A 20,893-nucleotide genomic window follows, 5' to 3' on the forward strand; every position below is an offset into this window, starting at 1 on the left:
ATGAAAAACGTCATTGCAACCATTCTCATTCTTACCGCAAGCGCTGCCGCCGCTGATCCATTCTCCGGTTCGGCCGCTGTTCCAGACGCACCGGCAATCGTTCCCGATGTTGTCAAAGAGAAACATCCGAGCTTGCCGTTTCCGCTCTCTGTCCAGCGGGAACAGGATCTCGAACAGCAGCGCGCACAATTTGCCGACGGGATCAAAGACAACACCATCCGCGCTGATCTCGCCTTGGCTCTGTCCACCCTCCAAATGGATTTCACCCAGCCGAACTATCTGGCCGGGGGTTTGGCCTTCCGAGACGGGTCCACCGTCGGGGCTATCGGTTGGAACCACCGCATCAACAACCGCGCGAGCATGGGCCTGATGATTGGGTCCAACGGCAGCGATGTTGTTGTCGGGATTAATGGCGGCTTCGGCTTCTGAGGAACGAGAATTGAACGCCCTGCATGGTGCCGGGCGCCGCTTCCCGTTGGTGAGTGACGGGGAGCGGAAACAGGAGATACGAAATGCCTAAGAACACAGTCAAAGAACACTTCGAAGAGTGCAAATCGGTTTCGGATGTCATCGATAATGCCAACGCTCTGTTGACCAAGTGCCAGGCCGAACTGATGGTTGCGCGCGACCTGCTGGACGGCTTGAAGGAGTACCAACACCCCAAGCTTACAATGTCGGTTCCATACAGACTGCGTGCAAAGAACGACGAAAACCTCCCCCCAAAGGCTCTGATTGATCGCGAAATCGACCGGATTAATGCGCTTCTGGGCGACAGGGCATGACCCAGCAAACCAAGATCGAATGGGCTGAACACAACGGCTTCCCCGCTGCGCTGATGGGTGACGCATGAACCAGCCGACACGCCCGGTCCTAAGATACCATGGCGGCAAATGGCGCTTGGCCCCATGGATCATCTCGCACTTCCCGGAACACCGCTGTTACGTTGAGCCATTCGGGGGCGGGGCATCAGTGCTGTTGCGAAAAGACCGCTCCTATTCAGAGGTCTACAACGATCTTAGCGCCGATGTGGTCAATCTATTTCGGGTGCTGCGATCTGACGATGCTCAACGCCTGGTCGAAGCCGTGAAGTTGACGCCGTTTTCTCGCGATGAGTTCGCAGAGACTTATCAGGAAACTGATGATCCGATCGAGATGGCCCGTCGCCTGGTTGCTAGATCTGCAATGGGCTTCGGTTCTGGTTTGGCAGTCAATCGGCAATCAACGGGGTTCCGTGCCGATAGCAAAAAATCAGGAACAACACCAGCAATCGATTGGGCTGGCTTCCCGACAGCGCTCGTTCAGGTGGTCGACCGCATGCGGGGCGTGATCATCGAGAACAAACCGGCTGTTGATGTAATACAAAAACACGATGGGGCTGACACCCTGTTCTATGTTGACCCGCCTTATGTGCACGACACCAGGTCGAGCCAGCGCAGTTCCGAGACCCTGCACCATCGCTATGCCCACGAAATGACTGACGACGCTCATTTAGAGCTGCTGTCAATTCTCCAATCAGCAACCGGCCGTGTTCTCATTTCCGGTTACGCTCACCCAATCTATGAGGGCGCATTATCCGATTGGCATCGCGTCGAATGTGAAGCACTGGCTGACGGTGCCCGAAAGCGCACTGAGGTTCTGTGGCTAAACTTTGACCCAGATCACCGGCCAATTGGCGGCTTGTTCGAAGGCGTCTCATCATGACCCGCCTGTCCTGCTGCATCCCCTTCTGCGCCCGCACTACAGCTGAGCCGTATGACGAATGGATCTGCGGCAAGCACTGGTCGACCACATCAAAGCGTCTGCGCCGGATCTGGTTCAAGCGGAAACGCCGCTGGAACAAAGGCGACCGATCACAGGGACGCCACCTCACCCGCATCTGGGACAAGCTCAAGAACCAAGCCATGGAAGGGGCGATGTACTGATGATCGGCATGACCGTCTGCAGCGGCATAGGGGCACCAGAACGCGCAGCCCCATGGATCGACTGGCGCTACCAGTCCGAGATCGAGCCGTTCCCATGTGCAGTTCTCAAAGAGCACTTCCCCGACGCTGTCAACCTCGGGGACATGACTAAATTCAAGGGATGGCCGGATGCAAACATCGATGTTCTCTGCGGAGGAACCCCCTGTCAGTCGTTCTCGATCGCTGGCCTTCGAAAAGGCCTTGCTGACCCAAGGGGGAACCTCGCCCTCACATATCTTGCCATTGCTGAACGATATCGCCCCCGGTGGCTGGTCTGGGAAAACGTCCCCGGCGTTCTATCCGCGCTTTCCCACGAGGCTCCCGATCAAAGTCCACCGGACATCGACCTGGACAGTGACGACGGACCCAGAGACGGGGAAGAGATCGTGGTCACTGACGAATACACAAGTGTCGAAAGCCATGCGCTTTGGTGTTTCATGGCCGGGGCGGCAGAACTCAACTATCATGGCGGGTTCATCCATCTTGACGCTCAATACATCCAAACACCGGGTTTCGCACGCGCTGTCCCTCAGCGACGCGACCGTCTGTTCTTTGTCGGATATCTTGGAGATTGGCGCCGTGCCGCAGCGGTTCTATTTGACCGCGAAAGCCTGTGCGGGCATCCTCCGCCGCGCCGAGAAGCGGGGAAAAACGTTGCCCCCACAGTTAGCGCACGCCCTTCAGCAGGTGGTGGACTCGGAACAGACTTTGACTGTGGCGGTGGACTAGTACCTGAGACGGCCCGATCACTACGGGCGCAACCACAGCTCAGCCACAGAGAAGATCAGGACACACTGATCACATCTCACGACGCCGCGCCCTGTCTAACCGCAAGAGAACGTAAGGGCGCGCTGCCCGAGGCCGACTTTTCCGCAGTTGTCGCCCACACCTTGAAAGCTGAAGGTTTCGATGCCAGTGAGGATGGGACGGGCCGCGGGACGCCGATTGTGCCGGTTGCCTTCGATTGCAAGGGCACGGAAGTACAGGTCTCAGAGGACGGGTCACACCCACCTTTGCGATCAATGGGACACCACAACAGCCACCAAAGCGCCGGCGGTCATGCTGCAGTGGCTTTCGACACAACTCAGGTGACCAGCCCCGGCAATTTCAGCAACCCCAAGCCGGGTGATCCGTGTCACCCGCCGGCGGCGGGAGCGCATCCGCCGGCGGTTGCTTTTGACATGCGTGGCCGTGAGGGAGGAGCGATGCCTGAAGGCCCGCACGACACCGCCAGTGTCCGCGCTGCCTCAGGAGGGTCAAGTCGTAGTTATGTCGCCGTTCCCTGGGCTGTCCGTCGCCTGACCCCCACAGAATGTGAGCGCCTAATGGGCTTTCCCGACGATTGGACGGCTATCCCTTGGCGCAACAGACCTGCCGAAAAATGCCCTGATGGCCCCCGTTACAAGGCCCTCGGGAACTCATGGGCCGTCAATAGCGGTCAGTACATCTTCGAGCGGATCAGAATGGTTGAAGAGTTGTTTGCCAGTCAGGATTCAGGATGACCGACCTAACCCACCCGCAAGAAACAACCCGCACCAAGACGTTGCTTCAGGGAACCTCAGCGGCCGGTCGCAATAGGGCAATTGCAACGATCGAGGCGTTCGAGCGGAAACTTGCGGCAATCGAAACCGATGCAGACCGCAATCCTCACGCCACCTACGACGAGGACGCCCAGGTCACTCAGATGTCAGGCGGGCTGATCCCATGAACCGCCACCATTCCCGCCACTGGCTGCCTAAAGGAAGCCGTCGACAGCACCGCAGAACCATGTGGATGTTCAAAGCGCTGCAGATCGTTGCAGTCGCAGTTACCGCCGTAATCGTATGGGAGATTTTTAGATGATTACCACCCTGACAAACCAACAAGTTTCAGATCTATCAAAATGGCGAGACATGTGGCTTGATATTGGCCTCTCCACTTCGCCTATAGATGAAGAGAGGGCAAAAGCCGCCGTCTGCAGGATGTATGAATGCGCAGATCTAACACCTCCATCTGTATTCATCTTTCTAGACAACCCGCAACAGGGCGCAATCGCCGCTGCGATGTTGAAAGATACGAAATTTGGGGATCAGGTCAGGGCTCAGGTCGGGGATCAGGTCTGGGATCAGGTCTGGGCTCAGGTCTGGGCTCAGGTCGGGGCTCAGGTCAGGGCTCAGGTCGGGGATCAGGTCTGGGACGCAGTATTCGGCTCACACGACGCCTCATGGCTGTCATTTCATCACTATTTCAATTCTCATTTTGATCTGTCCGAAAAGGCCGTGGGGCTATTTGAGGTTGCTCAGGAGTGCGGTTGGGTTTGGCCCTTTGAAGGATGTGCCGTCATCACCAATCGACCCGAAGTTATTCAACTTAACGACGAAAAGCTGTTGCACTGTGAAGACGGTCCGGCAATTCGGTATCGTGACGGATTTTCCGTTCATGCATGGCGTGGGGTTCGAGTGCCTGGAAACTGGATTGAGGACCACGCCTCAATTGATGCATCTGAGATCCTGTCTTGCGAGAACGTCGAACAGCGGGCTGCGGGTGTGGCGATCCTTGGCATGGAGCGCATGCTTGATAGCCTTGATCACCGCATACTGGACAGTGACCCCGATCCGATGCACGGCGATTTGTTTGAAGTCCGCATTCCAGACCTGCCAGAACCCGGTCGTTTCCTGAAAGCCGAGTGCCCTCGTAACGGAACCATTTTCGAGGGCGTCCCAAACGAAATCGGCACCGTGCTTGAAGCGCAGGCTTGGCGCGTCGGAATACCCGCATCTGAGTTCATCTACCCCACTGTCAGAACCTAAGGAGAAACATCATGACAGCCTTTGCACAGGGCGAGATTTACGCTCGCTACATTGACCAGCTTCCAGAAGGACTGGTGCCCTTTACCGAAAAGGACGAGACCGGCGCGTGGATCATTAGCCACAGCGAAAGCGGCCACCATCACGTGATTGACGCACCGGGGGTCACAGTGATGGAGCGGACCACTGACGTGCCCGAGGGGATGCGTATCCTTTACGCCATTGTCGATGAGCCAACGAGCCTAAAGCAGAACGCGGCAAACGCGCACGAAGCACACGACATGACTCCAGGCATCTATGAGATGCGTATCAGCCGGGAATTCGACCCATTCCTTCAGCAGGCCCGCCGTGTGGCCGACTGATTTCTCTTTCTGGGCCTCGGCAACGGGGTCCAGCGACGGAACGCAGGACGGTCTGGGTGGCATGTACGTTATTGGCCCTCGTGGCCGTAGTGATTGTTAGGAGTGTTTGAGATGAGACGAGAGCCAGAAAATCCGGCAGCATTCCCGGTGGACGTGGCGCATTACGGGCGTTTGATTGATCGAGGCATGACCTTGCGCGATTACTTAGCAGCACAGGTTCTAACGGGACTTTGCGCAAACAACGCATGGGACCAAAACGGTTGGACTGATCGGGCGCGTGCTGCATACGAAGCCGCTGACGCCATGCTCAAAGCACGGGGTGAGTCATGACCGATATCAGTAGAGACGCCGTTGAGCGGGTAATTGCGCAACTCAATGGTCATAGAGTTTCCAGCATAGAGAAAGGATTTCACGCCTCTTCGCTTTACGCGCAATCATCCATTGATATGCTCGATGCCCTCCTATCCCGTGTCGAAGAGTTGGAGGCTCGCCCCGCTCCACATGCCAGCCGGGAAGCGAATTCCCAGCCATGGTGCAAAGATTGCGACGAAAACGTAATGCTCTGCGACCTTGGCCGATGCTTGGCATGCGGTTCAGCCGATTTGATCCACGTGACCACCCCCGCACCCAGCGCACAGCCCGATCCCTACCCGGAGACGGAGAAACTTCGCGGCATGATTGGTGACCTTCTTCGCCTTGTGGTCCAGCCGCATCTGCATAGCAGACGGAGGGATGAGATAGTTAAACGCACCACTGCGGAACTTGGGTTGCCAGACGATATGGCCCAGCCTGAGCCCGACCCGGTGAAGGCGGCAGCGCGGGTGTTGTTAAACGATGATATTGCTCTAAGGAAAATGGCCGCAGCGATGCACGATGGCCCGTTAATGGCTGATGACCACTGGTTTAGTGCATCCACCCCAGCAGGCGCTTGGTGCCTTGATATGGCTCGCGCCGCCCTGCGTTCCCTGTCGGAAGGAGGGGGGTGATGCGGATGCACGCTGAAACTTTAGATCGATATCGGGACGCAATCATGCAGGTTGTCCACGGAAACAACCAAGCACTTCTTTTAGAAGACCGCATGAGCGACGAGCAAAAGGCTGGGACATCCCTTTTGATGGCTGCAGCATCGGTTTCATTCGCGGCTGCACTTGTGGCAAAAACCAAACCCCGATTGCGAAATGCACCTATGGACGCTCAGATTGAGGATTTGCTGAATCTATTGCGCGACACGCTCATCCAAATTAAGCCCAATCTCAAAGCGGTACAGCCAGAGGACACCCCATCATGACCACGCACGACACAAAAGCGCCCGAGCGGACACCTAAGGGTATTGAGTACTGGAAAGAATACGCCCTGAACCGTGAGGCTGAACGTGATGAGTGGAAGAAGGCATTCGGTCACATCTTATCTAGTGTTCCGCTGCCTGATGTCTTGCGAGCGTCTGCAACCGTTCAGGATACTATTGACTATTTGAGATCCGCCCTCGCCGAACGTGACGCACTGCAAGCCCGTCTGGATGCAGCTCGGAGGGTCAAGCCGCTGGTGTGGCGTAAAACAAATGAGCGATGTGTGTCAGCGGACGCGCCCGGATTTGCTGGTTATACGGTCTTCACAAGAGACGACGGATTGTTTTCTCTTAGAATGTCGTGGTCTCTGATGGCAACTGACGGGGTATTTGACACACAAGAAGAGGCCAAAGCAGCCGCTCAAGCCGACTACGAACGCCGCATCCTGTCCGCGCTGGCCGACCAACCGGAGGGGGAGTAGATGTGCTTAAACAGGAAGTCTTTTAGTCGCGGCGCAGATGACGTCTTTCTCCTTCGGCCACTACGCAGAGCCTTCGAGGTGTTTTTGTACCGATGCTACCGTTGCGACGGTCAGCTAAGCACCTTTCGATCAAAGATATTTGATAGCCGCACTTGCGACAAGGAGCCACCCCATGACTAATACATTGGTAGAGCGGGACGGCAACCCGGATGCCTGGAAAGGCGAACACCTGATCAAGTCGCTGCCTAAGCGACTAGAGCCAGCGCGCGCGAAGATGCGCCCCCCACCTTCCCGCGGCCCACGTCGCCACCCACCAGAAGCAGTAACAGAGCGCCGAAAGAAGGTCACCAAACTGATTAAGAACGGGATGACCGCCAGCGAGATAGGCAGAGTGGTGAAGGTTCCATCATCCACAGTCTACAAGGACGCTAAGGTTCTTGGTCTCAAGTGTCGGAGTGCGAAAAAGGAAGGTGATTGGTCATGACCTATGAACACTATCTGCTGATATGGCTCTACATTTTTGGTGCAGCAGGATTTGGAACTGCAACGATCAGAACGACAACGAATATATCCGTTTTCGACTTCCTGATGATCGTAGCCTGGCCGATCACAATGCCGCTCTACATGATGCTTCGTCTTGTTTTCAATGAAATATTCGGCCGGTGAGAAAAGGCACCTGAACCATGTCCCCGCTCTACGTCAAAGAAGAAACCATAGCGAAGATGCTAGGCCACAACGTCACGTGGCTTCGCTCTAACGCTGTGGCTTTGGAACGGCAGTATGGGTTACCGCCGATTGATCCGGCTGTCGGGATGCGGCACGTTGAAGCTGTTGAGGAATGGGCGCGCGAAAGAAACATCAGAAAATCTGAGCGTCCAGAGCGGTTGTCGGAAACCAACCAAGAGGACCTAAATGCTTTTTGATAAATCTCTGTGGGATGATTCAGATCCCACCTATGCGCCGTGCATCAAGCACCGCAAAGACCGAGGATCATACTTCTGGCGCCCTCCGAAAAAATACCTGGACGCCGGTTATGCGATCAAGACCTACAAGCTGGAAGGCACAGCGGGCGACGGCCGGGATATGGAACGCGCCCGCCACTGCCGTCTTCTCACCCGTGAAATGCTGGATTGGTTTGAAGGGGAAACAAACGGTCGCAAGCCTGGAACATGGGGCTGGCTAATCGGACGGTACGTCAGCGACGAATACAGTTCGATCCAAGAGGTCCAGCCATCCACCCGCAAGAAGTACAAGGAATGGATGAAGCGGATCGAGAACGCGATAGGTGAAGTTCTCATCGATCAAACCGACTTCGAGCGCATGATGGGCTGGCGCAAGAACATGCAGGGCAACGGTCGCTCTGTCGACTACATCAGCCGCTGGTTCACGCACTTCATGATTGTTGTATCGCACGGGATCAAAGCGGGTGACCCAGATACGCAGAGCCATTGCGTCAGGATCAAGACGATCCGGGGCGAGATGCGCATCCAATCACCGGCAGCCCGTAGCCAGGCTATAACATGGGATCAGGTTGAGACCGTTGTCGCCGAGGCTGACAAGCGCGGCTGGCCCCAACTTGCCCTGTCCGTTCTGCTTCGCTTCGAGTTCATGCTTCGGGGTGTTGACGTGTATGGGGAATGGGAACCGGCCGAGGGTGGTAGAGGTGGCGTCCTGTTCGAACACAAAGGCACCGTCAAGCGCTGGGTCAAAGGCCTGACATGGGAGATGATAGCATCGGATGTATCCAGCTTTGAGAAGGTGATCAGCAAAACCGCGAAGTCCTTGCCAGAGCCCTACACCTTCGATCTGAATGATGTCCCTGATATCCGTCGGCGCTTGCTGTCGATCCCAGAGGCCGAGCGCGTTGGTCCGGTGATCAAGATGGATGACGGGCTGCCCCCACGTAGCGAGAAACTGACCAAACAGTTCAAGGCAATCGTTCGGGATCATCCCGATCTATCTGACGAGCTGCGTTTGTCGGACAACCGTTCAGGCGGGATCACCGAAAGCAAGGATCTGGTGGAACCGATGACGCTGCGGGATGCCGCTCAGCACAAGATGGTTTCAACCACCGACCGCTATGTCAGGGCAAGATCAGCGGCCGCAAACAAAGTTGTCAGCTTGCGCCAAAAGAACCGTCAATAGCGCAATGATGAATACCACGAGCTTGAAACAAAACTATATTTGGGAAACTGTAACTCCCTCGCGGAGACGCACGCCTGGTTCGATTCCAGGGTCGCCCACCATCTTCCAAAGATGAGTGACGATAGCAACCAGCCTTTAATTTGGCAGGCAGGGCCATTCATGGACAACCTGTTTGTCCCGGACCGCAAGCAGTGTGCCGAACTGGTTCAACACAGCCTCGCTTTGGCGGGGTCGAAGCAGGGCGATGTCGCCGGGTTGAGCGGATGTCGACATTGGACCGGTCCAGACCTCTTGATTGGTTGAGCGTCCGAAGACCGAAGAATAGGCGAACCCGTCGGGATAGACCGGATCGGCCATGTAATATCCACCAAAGATCGCGATATCGGTTTTCCGACGCGGCAGAAAATCAAGCCCTGGCAAGGCGTTGCCAGGCATGACCTTGAGAATCGGCGTTGCCAGATAAGCCGCAGGTCCGAAATTCTGTGTCGAGGCATGGTCGAAATCTGACGGCTTTACCAGAACTGAGCCAAAGGCGATCTCATTGGCGGACCCTGCCGCCTTGTAAGACTGAAAAGTCAGGCTGCCACCTGTATTCAGGCAAAGCTGAGAATTGGTCTCTGGAAGGGCGTCAGTAGCGCGACGATAGGCTTCAGCGCAGGATCGGCTGGCGCGGGATTTGAGAATTCCGGGCAACTTGGGCAAATGGGCCTCATACCCCATCAATCCGCTGAGCCGGGCATGGGGGTGGGCGGTGACAGCCCGCGCGGCCTCGGCGACTTGGAGGGTTTTCATCCCGCCTCGGTGCAGGCCAATATCCACTTCGAACGAAATCCGCAGCAGGGATTTGCTGTCCTCTGCAAGGACCAAATACTCCTGCAGGCGCTCCGGAGTGTCGATCAGCCACTGCACCCGGTCGGCAGCATCGGTGCATGCCGCCAGAATACGCGCGGCGGAACTGACCGGAAGCGGTTTGCCAATCAGATGGTCGGTTCCGGGTTCTGCCTTGAGCAACGCTGTCAGCATCGGCTCGGAAAACGTCATCAAACCAGACGTGGGGATCAGACGCCTGATATGGTCCAGCAGCGGCAGGCAAGGCAGCGATTTGGCCACCAGACGCCAATTGAGGTCGGGATCCGCCGCCGCCAATGCTGTGGCGCAATTGGCCTCGAGACGATCCAGATCGACAACTGTCACCGGCTGGTCAACGCCGTGGCGGCGCAGCGTGTCAGACAGTTGGGCTAGATACGGATCGCTCATGGTTGAAACAGCCGGGACAACGCGGGGGTTAGAAACTTCCCGGTTGGGTCCAATTGCTCTCGCACCGCACAGAACCGGTCGAAATCCGGGTAAAGCCTGGACAAGTCAGAGTATGTCAAACTGTGCATCTTTCCCCAATGTGGTCGCCCCCCAGCTTCGACAAATAGCGGTTCGAGCGCGTCGAAATACCGGCTGTGATCTTCATGCGCATCGGTGTGAATTGCCACTGAAATGCGCCGCCCACCCTGAAACGGTGACAAACAGGCCGTATCGCCAGCGGTTTGGCGAACTTCGACGGGGAAATAGATATCCTTGTGGTCCCTCTCGAGTCGGCGAAACACTTCGACCAGCACATCGCTCGCCACGTCAGGGGGCAGGTGATATTCCATCTCTTTGAAACGCACGTGCCGGTCACTGCACAGGACACGCCAGCTTTCACCGACATAATCTTCTTCGGACTGGGCAAGTATCAACAATTTCAAAAACATCGCACGAAGGCGCGGACTGAGGCGCCCGGCATTTCGGGCCAGTTTCAGCACTTTGATCGCAATCATGTCCAAATCGCGCGGTGCCTTGGTTTCTGGTGCGTCACTCAGCGCATGACGGATTTCGACAGTCGCGCCGGTGAAGGGAATGTAGAAAAACTCAAAGTTGCGGTTTTCGTCCCAGTTTTGGTGCATCATGTCCAGACTGTCTTGCAGCCCGGCCAGTCGCACCTGACGGCGCAGGTTGTATTTGGGCACAACTTTGATGCACGCCTCGGTCAACACCCCAAGCAACCCGAGAGTGACTTGGGCCATGTCCAGCGGGATATCTGCCGTGGTCAGGACGTCCCCCCCGGCTCCGACCAGCTTTGCAGCGGTAAGTTCAGCGGCGATGCTTGGCAGCTCCTGTCCGGTTCCATGGGTTGCGGTGGAGGCAGCACCCGCCAATGACTGGGCGTTGATGTCGCCCAGATTACGAAATGCAAAACCATGTTGCGCCAGCGCTAGCGAGAGATCTCGAAGACGCGCATTGGCGTTCACCCAAACCTGCCCGTCCTCGACAGACCCGACTGTGGGCATTTGCAGTTCCGACAGATCAAGAATGCGGTCTGCGCCCGCCACGATGGGCGTGAAGGAATGCCCTGCCCCGACAACCCGCAGATTTTGCGACTCAGAGACAGTGCTTTGCAACGCCGTCAGTGTCGCAGGCCGCGTCAGTTTTATGCTGGCAGTTTGATTGCCTGCCCAATTGGTCCACATAAAGCTTGTCCTCCCATCGCCGAGGATTGCAGCCCAAGCGGCGCGGAACAAGTCAGCATATCAGGACGTTACGTGACGTGATGGTCCCTTAAGCGGCCGCCTCTCGCAGAGCGGTGACGCGGTTTAGCCAATTTGCGATGGCTTGCACATCCGGGACAAGCTGTTCAGCCTCACCGCCAGTGAATTCGTGAAACTTTTCAGTATTCAATCCGTTCACGCCAACCAGAACCGGGACGTCTTGCGCCAAGGCCTCGGCGATCACAGGACGAAACCCGCGCCCGTCTGCTTCGTGCTTGCCGAATTTATTGATGATCAGCAGCTGCGGGGCATCTTTCAACGAAGCGGTCACATATCCTACGGCTTGTTCCAGCGCAGCCGGATCCAGACGGCACCCTCGGGACTGGGTTCCCAAAGATTGCGAGATTCGAATGGTTTCGCCGTCCGGCAGAACGCGGACATCCATGTCGCATTTGCTGTCGTCAGCACATTCCGTGTTGGTTTGAACCACCCCTGCCAAATGCGCGCCGTTGGCCAGCAAATGTTCGGCCACGGCACTTAGCAGTCGATCCGTCGCGCCGCGATCCGTAGTTGTGACATAGGCAAGATACATTCAGAAACCCCAGTTCCTTCAAGACTGCTGATCCAGATAGCACGCCGACCGGCACCCCGCCACTTTTCTTTGCAATGTGCGTATGAAAACGGCTTGCGGAAAGGATGCAGCATATTAGGCTTATCACCATGGTTCTGCGCGGTTTTGTTTTTGCCCTTTTGTGTCTTGCGTCTTGCGGTCGTCCCCTGACGGATCTGGAGCGCGATTTTGCCAGCACTGTTCAAGGCGAAACGCTTGATTTGGACCGTGTGCGCCTGGTCAACGGTGCGCCAGTTACGCAGATCACCTATTTTCGCGAAGCGCGCCCGCGCCTGGCCTGCCGTGAACGCATTTTGCCGCCAATAAACGAAGGCACCGTCACCGGCAAGCCCGCAGCCATTGCCCTGTTCAACAAGGTTTACTTTGCACGAGATTGGTTTCTTGAAGACTACATGTCAGACTATCCTGACGAGGTGAATCTGATCGCAGCGATGTTGTTGGCCCATGAATTGACCCATGTCTGGCAATGGCAGAACCGCAAAACAACTGGATATCACCCGCTCCGCGCAGCGGCCGAACATGGCGGGCGGAAAGACCCCTATCTTTTCGATCTCAATACCTCGCCGAATTTCCTATCTTACGGGTACGAACAGCAAGGCGCCATCGTGGAAGAATACGTGTGCTGCCGCGCGCTCGATCCTCAAGCGGAGCGCACCCGAAGATTGCACGGAATGCTGGGAGAGCATTTTGACCTTTCCCCCTTGCCCCGAAAGGGGCGCGAGCGCGACGTGGTTATCCCCTGGAGCGAGGCCAAGGTTCAGGGAATCTGCCGCTGAACGCTCAACCCTTCTGAAGAGTCTCAGATACGCGACTAGGTCGACAATCGGCTGACTGGTCAGGATCGGTTGGCCTTCATGCGTTTTGATGGCCGTATCCCGCCCCTCGAAATAAGGACCGTAGACCGGCATTGGGCTGCCGTGGCTAACCAGAGGGTCGCGCCCATCGATCCGGGCGGCAACGCGCGCTGTTGGAAAAATGCCATCCTCGCCGGCCAGTGCTTTCAGATTTGTTGGCTGAACCAACAGCACTCCGGCCATCGGTCCCTGCCCCGTCGCGCCGATCCCATGACAGGTCGCGCAATAGTGCATATACAGCTCTTCGCCTGTTTCAACATCCTGCGCCCAGACCCCCTGAGACGCCATCGCAACAAGCCCGAATACTACAGCCCCAATTCTCATATTGATCATCGCATCCTCGTGCCAAGTTTGGCATTTGCAGGCTTGTCCAGAGGCCGTCTTGGCGCAATGATCCAAATCAACAAAACCGATGCAAAGGGTCCGGGTCATGACACAATACGCCACCATCATGCTGGCCGCCGGAATTGGCGTTCCGATCCTTGCTGCGCTCAACGCGGCGCTGGGAAAACTGATTGGATCGCCAACAACCGCCGCAGTCATCTTGTTTGCCATCGCGTTTTTGGCATCCGCTTTGGTGATGGCGCTGTTTCCCGGGTTTGACGCCCTTTCAAAGGTTACTCAAGCGCCCAAACATCTGTTGCTGGGCGGCGTGCTGATCGCATTCTATGTCCTGTCGATCACCCATGTTGCCCCGCATTTCGGCGTTGGAAACGCAGTGTTCTTTGTTCTTGTGGGACAACTGATCAGCACCGCCGCAATTGACCATTTCGGCCTGTTTGGCGCTCAGGTCACACCACTGTCATGGATGCGTGCGGGTGGTATCACTGTCATGGTGGTGGGCGTGGCCATTACTCAACTGGCCTGAGCACCCCACCGTCCAGACGGACCATTCGGTCCATGCGTGCAGCAAGCTCCAGATTGTGCGTGGCGATCAGGGCCGACAGGCCTTCGTCGCGCACAAGCGACATCAGCGTATCAAATACTTGATCAGCCGTATCCGGGTCCAGATTGCCAGTGGGCTCATCCGCAAGCATGACACTTGGTTTGTTGGCCAAAGCCCGACAGAAGGCCACGCGTTGTTGTTCGCCGCCAGACAAAGCCGCCGGGCGGTGATCTGCACGGGCCGCGACACCCACACGCTCTAATAAGTTCATTGCCCTGTCCTGCGCGGCTTTCTCGGACTGCCCGTTGGCAAGTTGCGGCAGGGTGATGTTTTCCAGTGCAGTGAATTCGGGCAACAGATGATGGAACTGGTACACAAATCCAACGTCCTGTCGCCTCAAAGATGTTCGGGTCCGGTCCCCTTTACCCGACACGTCCTGCCCGCCGATTTCGACGGTTCCATCGTCTGGCTTGTCCAGAAGACCCGCGATATGAAGCAGCGTTGACTTGCCCGCGCCCGAGGGCGCTACCATTGCCACAGCCTCGCCCGCGCGCAATTCCAGATCGACCCCGCGCAACACCTGAACCTCGCCGGGGGTGCCCTTGAGGTAGGTTTTGGTCAGGCCGCTCAACCGCATCGTCAAATCATTCATAGCGCAGTGCCTCAACCGGGTTCAGCCGCGCCGCGCGGCGGGCGGGGAAATAGGTGACGATGAAGGACAAGCCAAGCGATAGCCCCACGGCCTTGAGCACATCGTTCAAGTGCAGCTCGGCCGGTAACGCATAAATGCCCCGAATGGACGGATCCCAAACCCCGCCGCCCATGACTGCATTCACGAAGGAAAAGATCGGGTCGATATAGATCGCAAAAAGACATCCCAGAACGACACCCATCGCGGTTCCTATGATGCCCGTAAAGGCACCGCAGATGAAAAAGACACGCAGGATCGAGCCTTCACTTAGACCGATGGTGCGCAGGATGCCGATGTCGCGACCTTTGTTCTTAACCAACATAATCAGACCCGAAACAATGTTCATTGCGGCTATCAGAACAAGGATCGACAAGATGATGAACATCACGTTGTCTTCGACCTCAAGCGCACGCAGAAACCCACCCGAGGCATCCTGCCATGTCCATATCTGACTGCGCTCGCCCGCTGCTTCCAGGATCGGGATCAGGATCGGTCCCAGATCTTCGGGTTTGTCGACCATCACCTCGATTTCATCAGCGACCCCGTCGCGATTGAAAAAACCCTGTGCTTGTGAAAACGGCATGTAGACGCGGGTGCGGTCAATGTCATAGCGCCCGGCAGAAAACACATAAACCACGCGGTAGGCATTGACCCGGGGCGAGGTGCCAAATGCGGTCTTCACGCCATTGGGCGAGGTCAGTTTGACCGTATCCCCGACAGTCGCGCCGATACTACGGGCCACGCCCGAACCGATGGCGATGACATCCTCACCGGTTTGAAACAGGGACAATTCACCGGCGGATTGTTCGCTTTGCGCGACGCCCGGAAGATCCTGCAGATCATCAGGGTGGATGCCAAAAACCTCGACCCCGCTGCTGCGGTCACGGCTGGTGATCAGAACCTGGCCTTTGACCAACGGTGCAGCGCGCACCACGCCCGGTACCTGAGCAATGCTTGCGGCCCTGTCCTCGTAATCAACCATGGTGCGATCCACTCGCCCCTGCGAATCGATCTCACCAGAAGAAAAAATGGTGACATGTGCATTGGCCCCAAGGATCGTCCCGACAAACTCCGCCCGAAATCCGGACCGAACAGCCAAGGTCGCAATCAGTGCAAATACCGCCAGTGTTATCCCGATAAGCGAAATCCAGGTCATCACACTGACGCCGCCTTCGGCCTTGCGGGCACGCAGATAGCGCCAGGCGATTTTCCATTCAAAAGGCGCAAAGGGCGGGGGTGTTTTGGCCATGCCTGCTCCGGTTTTTGTGTCGCGGCGACACTTTCGGCATTTCGCCAGATGGTCAAGCCGGTTGTGGGCCGACACCTGCCCGTCAGCCCGTTAAGGCCGAAGTTTGCTGTAGCGCAACCGTGGCCGTGGCCCGATCGCAGATTCCACAGGTTTCCAGCTCTGAGGAGACTTGCCCACGTAAAGCCAGTTGCGCATCTGGCGCGGTGTTCTCCTTGAGCGTCGCCTCGTCAAGATCGTTCGGAATCACATGAAACGAGGCAACCTGGTCCGGTCGAACAAACCGCGCGAAGGACATCGCCTGGAGCCGGAGCAAGGGGAAGTCTCTTGAGTAGACGATTGTGGCAAAACTCAACAAACCCTGATCCTTCCTAGCCTTCCCCCCATTTATCACCAAACACCACGCCGTCGAATTTACTGCTGAAAGACGCTGGAACGAATCATTTCCGGCCGTTTGCGACACCATGTTCGAAAAAAGTAGTTTGCCACACCAATGATTTATACCTGTGGTTGTGACGCTCATCACAGACAGGGGTTCATTGTTTCATTTATGAAGTCAATGCGGGCGTTACGTGAGTCACTGAACTCAAAATGCCACATTTCGCAGGCAATTTTATTTCGCTTTTTGCTTATTTTGAGAAACTTTGTCACCCTGATTTGGGGGAACACATTTTAAAGAGCGGGGGTCGCTCATGTATATTCAAACGAACACGGAAGGGTCGGGCCCGATTTTGGCCCGCAAGGTATCAACAGATCTGGATTGCGAAACCGCAGCACTACTGCGAGCAGCGATCCGTCCAATTTTCTCCAGCGCCGCAAGCTGGGGCAACCTGTCAGACATCCTGAAAGACAAAGGCTACCACCTGGCATTTCGACAGGGTCGGTTGTGCATCACGGATCTTGCAACGGGTTCGCGGGTTTGCGGGCTGCGGTTTCTTGGGTTCGAGCTAAAGGATCTGATCAGCCGACTGGGCCGTCCAATCGTTGTCGCGCGCGGCAATCAGGCGGATGGTGATGTACTGGCCGCACGGCCAACATCTGCCCAGACCTGAACACCCAATCACAAACCGGCTAGACAGCGTCAGCTGCGTATGCCCTGCCGTCCACAGGACGGCAGGTGCCTATTCACCTTGATGCCCAAGGACCTCGAGTCAGGCGATGTTCTGATAAATCTCGGCGATCTTGGTAACGGCTGCCTCGGGGCTGAGCTCTTCGCTTTCGCCTGTGCGGCGGTTGGTCAGTTCGACAACGCCATTCTTCAGGCCACGTGGCCCGACGGTGATGCGCCATGGCAAACCGATCAGGTCCATCGTGGCGAACTTGCCGCCTGCCCTCTCTTTGCGATCATCATAGAGAGGGTCCAGCCCCAGCGCGGTCATCGCCTTGTAGAGACTGTCACACGCCGCGTCAGCCTCATCATCACCCTGCTTCAGGTTGACGATGCCGCAATGGAACGGTGTCACCCCTTCAGGCCAGATGATGCCCTTGTCGTCATGGCTCGCTTCGATAATCGCACCCACGAGACGGCTGACACCAATACCGTGGCTGCCCATATGAACCGGCACAGGCTTGCCATCAGGGCCCTGAACGGTCGCGCCCATTGCTTCGGAGTACTTGGTGCCGAAATAGAAAATCTGGCCGACCTCGATTCCGCGCGCCACGCGGCGACGATCTTCAGGGACCTGATTGAACAGCGCCTCATCATGGGTTTCGTCCGTGCGGGCGTATTTCGAGGTGAACTCTTCCAGGATCGACCGGCATTGCGCGTGATCGTCATAGTCTATCTGGCGGTCGCCGAAGGTCAGATCGGTCACGGCGCTATCATAGAAGACCTCGGATTCACCCGTATCTGCCAGCACCAGGAATTCATGGGTGTTATCACCGCCGATGGGGCCGGAATCGGCGCGCATCGGGATCGCCTGCAGACCCATGCGTTCATAGGTGCGCAGGTAGGTCACCAGATGGCGGTTATAGGCGTGCAGCGCGTCCTCTTTGTTGAGGTCGAAATTATAGCCGTCCTTCATATAGAACTCGCGGCCGCGCATCACGCCAAAACGCGGGCGGATTTCGTCACGGAACTTCCACTGGATCTGATAGAGCGTCAGAGGCAGGTCTTTGTAGCTGCTGACGTGGCCTCGGAAGATGTCGGTCACCAGTTCTTCCGCCGTGGGTGTGAACAGCATGTCCCGGTCATGCCGGTCCTTCATCCGCAGCATCTCCTGACCGTAATCATCATAGCGCCCGGATTCCCGCCACAGATCCGCCGATTGGATGACGGGCATCTGGATCGCGATATGGCCAGCGCGCGCCTGTTCTTCGTGCACAATGTTTTCCAGCTTGCGCAGTACTTTGAAGCCCAGTGGCAGCCAGGAATAAATACCGGCCGAAGCCTGCTTGATCATGCCCGCGCGCAGCATCAGCCGATGGCTGACGATCTGGGCCTCGGAGGGGTTTTCCTTGAGAACGGGCAGAAAGTAACGGCTGAGGCGCATTGTTTGACCTTTGAAGGAAAATTCGACTTCAAAGGTGATTATGCCAAAGCCCCGCCGGGGGCAATCATGCATTAATGAATTTGCGACCTCGGGTCGGTCGGTTTTTGATTGACCCGCCGATCAGGAATTTCAAATGTGACGGAACCGCAAACTTCAAGAGGCGTCGATGCAGACCATTCAGGAACCCGCCCGTCAGATCCCTGTTGTCCACAAAACAGATATTTTAGTCGTAGGGTCTGGCCCCGCAGGTCTGGCCGCCGCGCTGGCTGCGGCACGCACCGGGGCCGAGGTCTCGCTGGTCGACCGCTTCGGTTGCATGGGTGGCAACATCACAGCTGTGGGCGTCGAAGGGTTTGCCTGGTATCGTCATGAGCAAACGGTCGAGGCTGGTGGCATCGGCATGGAGTTCGAAACCCGCGCCAAGGACATGGGCGCAGCCGTGCCAGAGAGCCAATCGCTCAGCTACGAGTTGGACAGTGAAGGGTTCAAACTGGTTGCCGACAAGCTGGTCGAGGAAGCGGGTGTTCACCCCATGCTGCATCGCCAGTTCGTTGCCCCCATCATGGAGGGCGACAGGATTGCTGGCATCATCACCGAATCCAAGGCCGGGCGCGAGGCGATCCTAGCCCGTCTCGTCATCGACGCCACCGGGGATGCGGATGTCGCCCATCGCGCCGGAGCACCTACGCGCAAGACAGCGCGGGAAGATATGATGGCGGCGTCGGTCATGTTCCATCTGGCGGGCGTCGACAAACATGCCTTTATGGACGGGGTCAAATCTGATCCGCAGACCTACAAGGATTGGGGCGGCGGCGGTGAGTGGAACATCGAAACCAGCGGCAAAGAGGACGACATGTTCTCGCCTTTCGTGCACAAACCGTTTCAGCAGGCAATTGATCAGGGCCTTATCCCGCCGCATCTGAACACCATCGCGGGCACATGGGGTGCGATGCACGACACCGGCGAGTTGACCTATATGAACCTCATCCATTTGGCCGAGATCGATGGCACCGGCCCCGACAGCCTGACCCGAGGCGAGATAGAAGGCCGGCGGCAATCCATGTTGGCGATCAAAGCGCTGCGCCGCTTCATGCCGGGTTGCGAAAATGCACGGCTGCGAAACTTTGGAATGACCATCGGCATCCGGGATACCCGCAAGATCGATGCGGTCTACAACATGACCGAAGATGACGCGCGTCATCAGGGGCGGTTCGAAGACTCAATCGGAATCTACCCCGAATTCATTGATGGATATGGCATCCTGATCCTGCCAACCACAGGTCGGTACATGCAGATCCCCTATCGTTCGATGCTGCCAAAAGGTGTGAAAGGTCTGTTGGTCGCAGGCCGTTCGCACGGATCGGACAAGGTGGCACATGCCGCGACCCGGAATATGGCCTGTTGCGCCGTTATGGGTCAGGGCGCGGGGATTGCAGCGGCGCTTGCGCTTCGAAGCAATCAGGATTTGCATGACATGAACCTCGCGCCAGTCCATGCAGAGCTGGATCGTCAGGGCGTGAGGGTTCACTGATGGACAAAATTCCAACGATAGACATATCGCCGCTGTGGGACAAAACCAACGCGGGTTATGACGAGATCGTTCGACAGATTCTAGACGCCTGCACCGGGATCGGTTTCTTGTCGATTACGGGAACAGGCGTGGCGCAAGAAAAAGTCGATCAGGTGCGGCAGGTGACACGCACGATTTTCGATGTCGATGAGGCACAAAAGTGGGATCAGGCCATTACCCGTGACAACTACCGCGGCTATATCCCGATGGGTTTATTCTCACCCAATGATGGCTCGGGTCAGACGGACAGATATGAAGGTTACAAGCTGCATTACGACGTAGCTGAGGATGCCGAGATTCGTCAGGACTGCACCCTTTACGGGCCCAATATCTGGCCCGAGAACCTGCCCGACGCGCGGGGCGTTATTCTGGACTATTGGGCTCAGCTCGATCAGGTCGCAGATCGCCTGTTGGCGGCGTTGGAGGTGGGTTTGGATCTGCCCCCCAACATACTGCGCCATGCGTTTCGGGACCCGATGACCAACATGACCCTGCTGCACTACCCGCCGCAGGCCCCGGACGACGGCGGCTATGGGATTCATCCGCATAAGGACACCGATGCCTTGACGATCATCGCCCCCGACCCCGTTGGCGGCCTTGAGGTCCAAACCCGCGATGGCGGCTGGATCACGCCTGACTGCCCTCCGGGTGGTTTCGTGGTCAATATCGGGGACATGCTCGAACTCTGGTCCGGTGGTCGTTTGAAATCCACGCCACATCGTGTCGTGAACAAATCAGGCAGAGAGCGTTACTCGTTCCCTTACTTCGCGGTCCCACGGCACGACGTCATTGTTGCGCCACTTCTGCCCACCTTGCCCGGGTTTGACCGACCATCTGTGCATTGCGGCCATTGGTCAGCCGAAATCTGGCGCACCAACTGGCCGGATCAGACCGCGGCCGACGATACCCCGGAACTGGGAACGTTGCACGATTAACGACCCGAAACGGCAGATCTATGAAGCGCTTGCATCGAAGGCCCTCAT

28 protein-coding genes and 1 pseudogene are annotated in these 20,893 nt (G+C 56.9%); 21 read left to right on the plus strand and 8 right to left on the minus strand.

Annotation, left to right across the window (positions count from 1 at the left end; genetic code table 11):
• From D9K61_RS25785 to D9K61_RS25865, 16 genes are all read left to right on the plus strand, one after another.
• Complete coding sequence (locus D9K61_RS25785; protein WP_120636060.1) at positions 1–429, plus strand: hypothetical protein; 429 nt, start codon at positions 1–3, stop codon at positions 427–429.
• A gap of 83 nt (positions 430–512) precedes the next feature.
• A complete protein-coding gene (locus tag D9K61_RS25790) occupies positions 513–782 on the plus strand; it encodes a hypothetical protein (protein WP_120636061.1) in 270 nt (89 codons plus the stop codon).
• Positions 783–846: 64 nt separating this feature from the next.
• A complete protein-coding gene (locus D9K61_RS25795) occupies positions 847–1,701 on the plus strand; it encodes a DNA adenine methylase (protein ID WP_120636062.1) in 855 nt (284 codons plus the stop codon).
• Complete coding sequence (locus D9K61_RS27140; RefSeq protein WP_162947039.1) at positions 1,698–1,922, plus strand: hypothetical protein; 225 nt, start codon at positions 1,698–1,700, stop codon at positions 1,920–1,922. The genes D9K61_RS25795 and D9K61_RS27140 overlap by 4 nt, the downstream gene beginning before the upstream one ends.
• Complete coding sequence (locus D9K61_RS25805) at positions 1,922–3,463, plus strand: DNA cytosine methyltransferase (RefSeq protein ID WP_216825849.1); 1,542 nt, start codon at positions 1,922–1,924, stop codon at positions 3,461–3,463. Before D9K61_RS27140 ends, D9K61_RS25805 begins: the two co-directional genes overlap by 1 nt.
• Positions 3,460–3,669 (plus strand): hypothetical protein, encoded by a 210-nt coding sequence (locus tag D9K61_RS25810; RefSeq protein ID WP_120636063.1) that lies wholly within the window; start codon positions 3,460–3,462, stop codon positions 3,667–3,669. Before D9K61_RS25805 ends, D9K61_RS25810 begins: the two co-directional genes overlap by 4 nt.
• A gap of 253 nt (positions 3,670–3,922) precedes the next feature.
• A complete protein-coding gene (locus tag D9K61_RS27145) occupies positions 3,923–4,750 on the plus strand; it encodes a DUF6745 domain-containing protein (RefSeq protein ID WP_162947040.1) in 828 nt (275 codons plus the stop codon).
• 11 nt (positions 4,751–4,761) lie between these two features.
• Positions 4,762–5,109 (plus strand): hypothetical protein, encoded by a 348-nt coding sequence (locus tag D9K61_RS25825; protein ID WP_120636065.1) that lies wholly within the window; start codon positions 4,762–4,764, stop codon positions 5,107–5,109.
• Positions 5,110–5,220: 111 nt separating this feature from the next.
• Positions 5,221–5,439: a hypothetical protein gene (locus tag D9K61_RS25830; protein WP_120636066.1), complete on the plus strand. Its 219-nt coding sequence runs from the start codon at positions 5,221–5,223 to the stop codon at positions 5,437–5,439.
• Complete coding sequence (locus tag D9K61_RS25835; RefSeq protein ID WP_120636067.1) at positions 5,436–6,095, plus strand: hypothetical protein; 660 nt, start codon at positions 5,436–5,438, stop codon at positions 6,093–6,095. The genes D9K61_RS25830 and D9K61_RS25835 overlap by 4 nt, the downstream gene beginning before the upstream one ends.
• Positions 6,095–6,397, plus strand: coding sequence for a hypothetical protein (locus D9K61_RS25840; protein WP_120636068.1), 303 nt, complete (start codon positions 6,095–6,097; stop codon positions 6,395–6,397). The genes D9K61_RS25835 and D9K61_RS25840 overlap by 1 nt, the downstream gene beginning before the upstream one ends.
• Positions 6,394–6,876, plus strand: coding sequence for a hypothetical protein (locus D9K61_RS25845; protein WP_120636069.1), 483 nt, complete (start codon positions 6,394–6,396; stop codon positions 6,874–6,876). Before D9K61_RS25840 ends, D9K61_RS25845 begins: the two co-directional genes overlap by 4 nt.
• A gap of 172 nt (positions 6,877–7,048) precedes the next feature.
• The gene (locus tag D9K61_RS25850; protein WP_120636070.1) at positions 7,049–7,360 is read left to right on the plus strand and encodes a hypothetical protein; all 312 of its coding nucleotides are present in this window, start codon (positions 7,049–7,051) and stop codon (positions 7,358–7,360) included.
• On the plus strand, positions 7,357–7,542 hold the full coding sequence (locus D9K61_RS25855) for a hypothetical protein (RefSeq protein ID WP_120636071.1): 186 nt from the start codon (positions 7,357–7,359) through the stop codon (positions 7,540–7,542). Before D9K61_RS25850 ends, D9K61_RS25855 begins: the two co-directional genes overlap by 4 nt.
• Before the next feature lie 17 nt (positions 7,543–7,559).
• Positions 7,560–7,799 (plus strand): hypothetical protein, encoded by a 240-nt coding sequence (locus D9K61_RS25860; protein ID WP_120636072.1) that lies wholly within the window; start codon positions 7,560–7,562, stop codon positions 7,797–7,799.
• Complete coding sequence (locus tag D9K61_RS25865; protein ID WP_120636073.1) at positions 7,789–9,021, plus strand: hypothetical protein; 1,233 nt, start codon at positions 7,789–7,791, stop codon at positions 9,019–9,021. The genes D9K61_RS25860 and D9K61_RS25865 overlap by 11 nt, the downstream gene beginning before the upstream one ends.
• Before the next feature lie 135 nt (positions 9,022–9,156).
• Here D9K61_RS25865 and D9K61_RS25870 read toward each other — a convergent pair whose 3' ends face one another.
• From D9K61_RS25870 to D9K61_RS25880, 3 genes are all read right to left on the minus strand, one after another.
• Positions 9,157–10,278, minus strand: a complete 1,122-nt coding sequence (locus tag D9K61_RS25870) for an alanine racemase (RefSeq protein ID WP_120636074.1) — start codon at positions 10,276–10,278, stop codon at positions 9,157–9,159.
• Positions 10,275–11,522, minus strand: a complete 1,248-nt coding sequence (locus D9K61_RS25875) for a D-arabinono-1,4-lactone oxidase (RefSeq protein WP_120636075.1) — start codon at positions 11,520–11,522, stop codon at positions 10,275–10,277. The genes D9K61_RS25870 and D9K61_RS25875 overlap by 4 nt, the downstream gene beginning before the upstream one ends.
• An 88-nt stretch (positions 11,523–11,610) precedes the next feature.
• On the minus strand, positions 11,611–12,132 hold the full coding sequence (locus D9K61_RS25880; protein ID WP_120636076.1) for a DUF2478 domain-containing protein: 522 nt from the start codon (positions 12,130–12,132) through the stop codon (positions 11,611–11,613).
• A gap of 104 nt (positions 12,133–12,236) precedes the next feature.
• Here D9K61_RS25880 and D9K61_RS25885 point away from each other — a divergent pair, with 104 nt between their 5' ends.
• Complete coding sequence (locus D9K61_RS25885; RefSeq protein WP_371688497.1) at positions 12,237–12,947, plus strand: hypothetical protein; 711 nt, start codon at positions 12,237–12,239, stop codon at positions 12,945–12,947.
• Positions 12,948–12,968: 21 nt separating this feature from the next.
• Here D9K61_RS25885 and D9K61_RS25890 read toward each other — a convergent pair.
• A pseudogene (locus D9K61_RS25890) lies at positions 12,969–13,313 on the minus strand (c-type cytochrome); the annotation flags it as partial.
• A 142-nt stretch (positions 13,314–13,455) separates the two neighbouring features.
• Between D9K61_RS25890 and D9K61_RS25895 the strand changes: the two are divergent.
• A complete protein-coding gene (locus tag D9K61_RS25895) occupies positions 13,456–13,893 on the plus strand; it encodes a DMT family transporter (RefSeq protein ID WP_120636077.1) in 438 nt (145 codons plus the stop codon).
• Here the strand turns inward: D9K61_RS25895 and D9K61_RS25900 are convergent.
• The 3 genes from D9K61_RS25900 to D9K61_RS25910 all read right to left on the minus strand — a co-directional run bounded on the left by D9K61_RS25900 (position 13,877) and on the right by D9K61_RS25910 (position 16,371).
• Positions 13,877–14,563, minus strand: coding sequence for an ABC transporter ATP-binding protein (locus tag D9K61_RS25900; protein WP_120636078.1), 687 nt, complete (start codon positions 14,561–14,563; stop codon positions 13,877–13,879). The genes D9K61_RS25895 and D9K61_RS25900 overlap by 17 nt on opposite strands.
• Entirely contained in the window at positions 14,556–15,851 is a 1,296-nt protein-coding gene (locus D9K61_RS25905) for a lipoprotein-releasing ABC transporter permease subunit (protein ID WP_120636206.1), read from the minus strand. Before D9K61_RS25905 ends, D9K61_RS25900 begins: the two co-directional genes overlap by 8 nt.
• Before the next feature lie 82 nt (positions 15,852–15,933).
• Entirely contained in the window at positions 15,934–16,371 is a 438-nt protein-coding gene (locus D9K61_RS25910; protein WP_162947042.1) for a hypothetical protein, read from the minus strand.
• A gap of 169 nt (positions 16,372–16,540) precedes the next feature.
• Between D9K61_RS25910 and D9K61_RS25915 the strand changes: the two genes are divergently transcribed.
• On the plus strand, positions 16,541–16,900 hold the full coding sequence (locus tag D9K61_RS25915) for a hypothetical protein (RefSeq protein WP_120636080.1): 360 nt from the start codon (positions 16,541–16,543) through the stop codon (positions 16,898–16,900).
• Positions 16,901–16,999: 99 nt separating this feature from the next.
• On the opposite strand, the gene proS is transcribed toward D9K61_RS25915, so the two are convergent.
• Entirely contained in the window at positions 17,000–18,340 is a 1,341-nt protein-coding gene (gene proS / locus D9K61_RS25920) for a proline--tRNA ligase (RefSeq protein WP_120636207.1), read from the minus strand.
• Between the two features lie 166 nt (positions 18,341–18,506).
• Between proS and D9K61_RS25925 the strand changes: the two genes are divergently transcribed.
• Complete coding sequence (locus D9K61_RS25925) at positions 18,507–19,871, plus strand: FAD-dependent oxidoreductase (protein WP_120636081.1); 1,365 nt, start codon at positions 18,507–18,509, stop codon at positions 19,869–19,871.
• On the plus strand, positions 19,871–20,845 hold the full coding sequence (locus tag D9K61_RS25930) for an isopenicillin N synthase family oxygenase (RefSeq protein WP_120636082.1): 975 nt from the start codon (positions 19,871–19,873) through the stop codon (positions 20,843–20,845). The genes D9K61_RS25925 and D9K61_RS25930 overlap by 1 nt, the downstream gene beginning before the upstream one ends.
• The last annotated feature ends 48 nt before the right edge of the window (positions 20,846–20,893 follow it).

Origin of the sequence: Ruegeria sp. EL01 (assembly GCF_900313035.1) — a bacterium.
In the GTDB taxonomy this organism is placed as follows: Bacteria; Pseudomonadota; Alphaproteobacteria; order Rhodobacterales; family Rhodobacteraceae; genus Ruegeria.

Bases quoted from the DNA above. Each gene is read 5' to 3' on its own strand.
- D9K61_RS25810 (WP_120636063.1), top strand. From the start codon at position 3,460: ATGACCGACCTAACCCACCCGCAAGAAACAACCCGCACCAAGACGTTG.
- D9K61_RS25925 (WP_120636081.1), top strand. From the start codon at position 18,507: ATGCAGACCATTCAGGAACCCGCCCGTCAGATCCCTGTTGTCCACAAA.
- D9K61_RS25845 (WP_120636069.1), top strand. From the start codon at position 6,394: ATGACCACGCACGACACAAAAGCGCCCGAGCGGACACCTAAGGGTATT.
- D9K61_RS27140 (WP_162947039.1), top strand. From the start codon at position 1,698: ATGACCCGCCTGTCCTGCTGCATCCCCTTCTGCGCCCGCACTACAGCT.
- D9K61_RS25930 (WP_120636082.1), top strand. From the start codon at position 19,871: ATGGACAAAATTCCAACGATAGACATATCGCCGCTGTGGGACAAAACC.
- D9K61_RS25825 (WP_120636065.1), top strand. From the start codon at position 4,762: ATGACAGCCTTTGCACAGGGCGAGATTTACGCTCGCTACATTGACCAG.
- D9K61_RS25860 (WP_120636072.1), top strand. From the start codon at position 7,560: ATGTCCCCGCTCTACGTCAAAGAAGAAACCATAGCGAAGATGCTAGGC.
- D9K61_RS25795 (WP_120636062.1), top strand. From the start codon at position 847: ATGAACCAGCCGACACGCCCGGTCCTAAGATACCATGGCGGCAAATGG.
- proS (WP_120636207.1), bottom strand. From the start codon at position 18,340: ATGCGCCTCAGCCGTTACTTTCTGCCCGTTCTCAAGGAAAACCCCTCC.
- D9K61_RS25785 (WP_120636060.1), top strand. From the start codon at position 1: ATGAAAAACGTCATTGCAACCATTCTCATTCTTACCGCAAGCGCTGCC.
- D9K61_RS25905 (WP_120636206.1), bottom strand. From the start codon at position 15,851: ATGGCCAAAACACCCCCGCCCTTTGCGCCTTTTGAATGGAAAATCGCC.
- D9K61_RS25895 (WP_120636077.1), top strand. From the start codon at position 13,456: ATGACACAATACGCCACCATCATGCTGGCCGCCGGAATTGGCGTTCCG.
- D9K61_RS27145 (WP_162947040.1), top strand. From the start codon at position 3,923: ATGTATGAATGCGCAGATCTAACACCTCCATCTGTATTCATCTTTCTA.
- D9K61_RS25805 (WP_216825849.1), top strand. From the start codon at position 1,922: ATGATCGGCATGACCGTCTGCAGCGGCATAGGGGCACCAGAACGCGCA.
- D9K61_RS25900 (WP_120636078.1), bottom strand. From the start codon at position 14,563: ATGAATGATTTGACGATGCGGTTGAGCGGCCTGACCAAAACCTACCTC.
- D9K61_RS25875 (WP_120636075.1), bottom strand. From the start codon at position 11,522: ATGTGGACCAATTGGGCAGGCAATCAAACTGCCAGCATAAAACTGACG.
- D9K61_RS25865 (WP_120636073.1), top strand. From the start codon at position 7,789: ATGCTTTTTGATAAATCTCTGTGGGATGATTCAGATCCCACCTATGCG.
- D9K61_RS25910 (WP_162947042.1), bottom strand. From the start codon at position 16,371: ATGAGCGTCACAACCACAGGTATAAATCATTGGTGTGGCAAACTACTT.
- D9K61_RS25850 (WP_120636070.1), top strand. From the start codon at position 7,049: ATGACTAATACATTGGTAGAGCGGGACGGCAACCCGGATGCCTGGAAA.
- D9K61_RS25915 (WP_120636080.1), top strand. From the start codon at position 16,541: ATGTATATTCAAACGAACACGGAAGGGTCGGGCCCGATTTTGGCCCGC.
- D9K61_RS25840 (WP_120636068.1), top strand. From the start codon at position 6,095: ATGCGGATGCACGCTGAAACTTTAGATCGATATCGGGACGCAATCATG.
- D9K61_RS25790 (WP_120636061.1), top strand. From the start codon at position 513: ATGCCTAAGAACACAGTCAAAGAACACTTCGAAGAGTGCAAATCGGTT.
- D9K61_RS25885 (WP_371688497.1), top strand. From the start codon at position 12,237: ATGCAGCATATTAGGCTTATCACCATGGTTCTGCGCGGTTTTGTTTTT.
- D9K61_RS25830 (WP_120636066.1), top strand. From the start codon at position 5,221: ATGAGACGAGAGCCAGAAAATCCGGCAGCATTCCCGGTGGACGTGGCG.
- D9K61_RS25870 (WP_120636074.1), bottom strand. From the start codon at position 10,278: ATGAGCGATCCGTATCTAGCCCAACTGTCTGACACGCTGCGCCGCCAC.
- D9K61_RS25880 (WP_120636076.1), bottom strand. From the start codon at position 12,132: ATGTATCTTGCCTATGTCACAACTACGGATCGCGGCGCGACGGATCGA.
- D9K61_RS25835 (WP_120636067.1), top strand. From the start codon at position 5,436: ATGACCGATATCAGTAGAGACGCCGTTGAGCGGGTAATTGCGCAACTC.
- D9K61_RS25855 (WP_120636071.1), top strand. From the start codon at position 7,357: ATGACCTATGAACACTATCTGCTGATATGGCTCTACATTTTTGGTGCA.